A 3,357-nucleotide genomic window follows, 5' to 3' on the forward strand; every position below is an offset into this window, starting at 1 on the left:
GGCCGAACACCTGACGCGCACGCTGGACGGCGCGCGCCGCGACGATGCGCCGGACGCACCCGGGCAGGACTGATCCGTCCCGAAGCCGTCGGCCGGGACATCATCGGGACGTCAATGAATGGTCAGCCACGCGCCGGCGTGGCGCACCGACGGCACGGCCAGGCGCGCCTGCTGGGCGACCCGCACCGAATGCAGCCGCCCATCCAGCGACCGCGTCCAGAAATCCAGAAAGCGGCGCAGTTCCGGAAAGGACGGGGCCATGTCCATGTTCTGCCAGATATAGGTCTGGAGCAGGGCGGGATGGTCCGGCAGGCGATAGAGAATCTCGGCAGTGGTCAGGCGATAATCGCGAAGCTGAAGCCGCAGGGTCATGGGCGCCTCCTTGTATCCTCACGTCCCGTCCCCCCTCGTCCGGGCCGACCCAGCCTGCCAGACCCGTCTCGAGATATTCAACAAAAATTCTTTATCTTCAAAATCTTGGCAGTCATCGAAAGAAAGTGCTGCCAAAGCTTGACACGAAACGGGGCTGATCCTAACTGTTCGTTGGCACTCTCATGCGGAGAGTGCCAAAGCGATGCGGCCTGGCGCGCGCGCCAAACCGGTGGCGTTGCTTATTCAAGGGCGTTACCTTTTTTGATGTGGAGCGATCCATAATGACGAACTTTCGTCCCCTGCATGACCGCGTGGTCGTCCGTCGCCTGACCGGCGAGGAGAAGACGGCCGGCGGCATCATCATCCCCGACACCGCCAAGGAAAAGCCGATGGAAGGCGAGATCATCTCGGTCGGCCCCGGCGCGCGGAACGAGCAGGGACAGATCGTCGCCCTGGACGTCAAGGCGGGCGACAAGGTGCTGTTCGGCAAGTGGTCGGGCACCGAAGTAAAGATCAATGGCGAGGAGCTGCTGATCATGAAGGAAAGCGACATCATGGGCGTGATCGGCTGAGATCGCGGTTCCGTTTCTTTCTGATCGATATGTTTCCCACAGGAGAATTCTGACATGGCAGCCAAGGACGTAAAGTTCGGCGGTGACGCACGCCAGCGCATGCTGCGGGGCGTGGACATTCTGGCCGATGCGGTAAAGGTGACCCTGGGCCCCAAGGGCCGTAACGTCGTGCTCGACAAGAGCTTCGGCGCGCCGCGCATCACCAAGGACGGCGTGTCCGTCGCCAAGGAAATCGAACTGGCCGACAAGTTCGAGAACATGGGCGCCCAGATGGTGCGCGAAGTGGCGTCGAAGACCAACGACGTCGCCGGTGACGGCACCACGACCGCGACCGTTCTCGCCCAGGCGATCGTCCGCGAGGGTGCCAAGGCCGTTGCGGCGGGCATGAACCCGATGGACCTCAAGCGCGGCATCGACAAGGCCGTGATCGCGGTCGTCGAAGAGCTGAAGAAGAACACCAAGAAGATCACGACCCCGGCCGAAACGGCCCAGGTCGGCACGATCTCGGCCAATGGCGAGACCGAAATCGGCGAGATGATCTCGCAGGCCATGCAGAAGGTCGGCAGCGAGGGCGTCATCACGGTGGAAGAGGCCAAGGGCCTGCACACCGAGCTGGACGTCGTCGAAGGCATGCAGTTCGACCGCGGCTATATCTCTCCGTATTTCATCACGAATGCCGAGAAGATGGTTGCCGATCTGGACAGCCCCTACATCCTGATCCACGAGAAGAAGCTGTCGTCGCTGCAGCCGATGCTGCCGCTGCTCGAGAGCGTGGTGCAGTCCGGCCGTCCGCTGCTGATCATCGCCGAAGACGTCGATGGCGAGGCGCTGGCGACCCTGGTCGTCAACAAGCTGCGCGGCGGGCTGAAGATCGCCGCCGTCAAGGCGCCGGGCTTCGGTGATCGTCGCAAGGCGATGCTGGAAGACATCGCGATCCTGACCGGCGGCCAGGTCATCAGCGAAGATCTGGGCATCAAGCTCGAGACGGTGACGCTCGCGATGCTGGGCCGTGCCAAGAAGGTCCGCATCGAGAAGGAAAACACCACGATCGTCGAGGGCGCCGGCGCGTCCGACGACATCAAGGGCCGCTGCGCCCAGATCCGCGCGCAGATCGAGGAAACCACCTCGGACTACGACCGCGAGAAGCTGCAGGAGCGTCTGGCGAAGCTGGCGGGCGGCGTTGCCGTCATCCGCGTCGGCGGCTCGACCGAGGTCGAGGTGAAGGAGCGCAAGGACCGCGTCGACGACGCGCTGCATGCGACTCGCGCCGCCGTCGAGGAAGGCATCGTTCCGGGTGGCGGCACCGCGCTGGCGCGCGCCTCGGCCGCCCTGGGCGACCTGGGCCTGGCCAATGACGACCAGCGCGTCGGTGCGGAGATCATCCGCAAGGCGCTGCAGTCGCCGCTGCGCCAGATCGCCCACAATGCGGGCGAAGACGGTGCCGTGATCGCCGGCAAGGTCCTGGAAACCAACGACTACAACTACGGTTTCGACGCCCAGGTCGGCGAGTACAAGGACCTGGTCGCGGCCGGTATCATCGACCCGACCAAGGTCGTCCGTACCGCGCTGCAGGACGCCGCGTCCGTCGCCAGCCTGCTGATCACCACCGAAGCCATGGTGGCCGAGAAGCCGGAAAAGAAGGCCCCGGCCGCGCCGGCCGGCGGCATGGGCGGCATGGGCGACATGGATTTCTAAGATCCATGATCGCCGGTCCGGCGGCGGGTTTCCACCCCGGGCCAGTGCCGGACCAACCGGAGACAGGAAGGCCGTCCGTTCGCGGGCGGCCTTCTTTTTACTTATTTTTTAAGTGGGTCCAGCGGTTGTCATGGTTTGACAAACGGGGACCATCCGTGCGCCCATAAACTGGACTGCATCGCAACGGACAGCGGGCCGGAACTTTCCGGCCTGCTGACGTGCGCGATGGACAGGCATTGATCGACGCGGCCAAGGGGCCGAAAAAGCCAAGGATAACGTGACTATGGCGACCGGAACAGTAAAGTGGTTCAACGCGACCAAGGGCTACGGATTCATCATGCCCGAGGATGGCGGCAAGGACGTGTTCGTGCACATTACCGCCGTCCAGGCGGCGGGCCTGCGCGGCCTGGCTGAAAACCAGCGCGTCAGCTACGAAGTCGTGACCGAACGCGGCAAGGCGGCGGCGTCCGACATCAAGCCGCTCTGACCCTTTCCCTCGACCGAGGGACAGGGACCGACGACCAGACGGCAGGGGGGACGGATGACGTCCTCCCTATCTTCATGCCGGCGCATCGGGGTTTCCATCGCGCCGGCGCACGAAGGCCTCGATTTCCTGCGCCACGTCCCGCAGGCCGGCGCGCCGCACCGCGACGCCGTCCGGAAAGGCCGACATCAGGCGCGACGGCGCCCGCCGGTCCAGCAGGACGAACACGCCACG

General features: G+C 64.6%; 4 protein-coding genes. 3 read left to right on the forward strand and 1 reads right to left on the reverse strand.

The annotated features are described in order from the left end of the window. Positions 1–111: 111 nt before the first annotated feature. Positions 112–372: an usg protein gene (locus HUK84_RS13020; protein ID WP_176640675.1), complete on the reverse strand. Its 261-nt coding sequence runs from the start codon at positions 370–372 to the stop codon at positions 112–114. Between the two features lie 281 nt (positions 373–653). Between HUK84_RS13020 and HUK84_RS13025 the strand changes: the two genes are divergently transcribed. From HUK84_RS13025 to HUK84_RS13035, 3 genes are all read left to right on the forward strand, one after another. After that, entirely contained in the window at positions 654–944 is a 291-nt protein-coding gene (locus tag HUK84_RS13025) for a co-chaperone GroES (RefSeq protein WP_176640676.1), read from the forward strand. Between the two features lie 54 nt (positions 945–998). Further along, positions 999–2,639 carry a chaperonin GroEL gene (groL, locus tag HUK84_RS13030; protein ID WP_176640677.1) on the forward strand — a complete coding sequence of 547 codons (1,641 nt, stop codon included), beginning with the start codon at positions 999–1,001 and terminating at the stop codon, positions 2,637–2,639. Positions 2,640–2,922: 283 nt separating this feature from the next. Beyond that, positions 2,923–3,126 (forward strand): cold-shock protein, encoded by a 204-nt coding sequence (locus HUK84_RS13035; RefSeq protein WP_176640679.1) that lies wholly within the window; start codon positions 2,923–2,925, stop codon positions 3,124–3,126. The last annotated feature ends 231 nt before the right edge of the window (positions 3,127–3,357 follow it).

It is taken from the genome of Nguyenibacter vanlangensis, assembly GCF_013376155.1.
In the GTDB taxonomy this organism is placed as follows: Bacteria; Pseudomonadota; Alphaproteobacteria; order Acetobacterales; family Acetobacteraceae; genus Gluconacetobacter; species Gluconacetobacter vanlangensis.

Coding starts and splice junctions, on each gene's coding strand:
- HUK84_RS13020 (WP_176640675.1), bottom strand. CDS start 372: ATGACCCTGCGGCTTCAGCTTCGCGATTATCGCCTGACCACTGCCGAG.
- HUK84_RS13025 (WP_176640676.1), top strand. CDS start 654: ATGACGAACTTTCGTCCCCTGCATGACCGCGTGGTCGTCCGTCGCCTG.
- groL (WP_176640677.1), top strand. CDS start 999: ATGGCAGCCAAGGACGTAAAGTTCGGCGGTGACGCACGCCAGCGCATG.
- HUK84_RS13035 (WP_176640679.1), top strand. CDS start 2,923: ATGGCGACCGGAACAGTAAAGTGGTTCAACGCGACCAAGGGCTACGGA.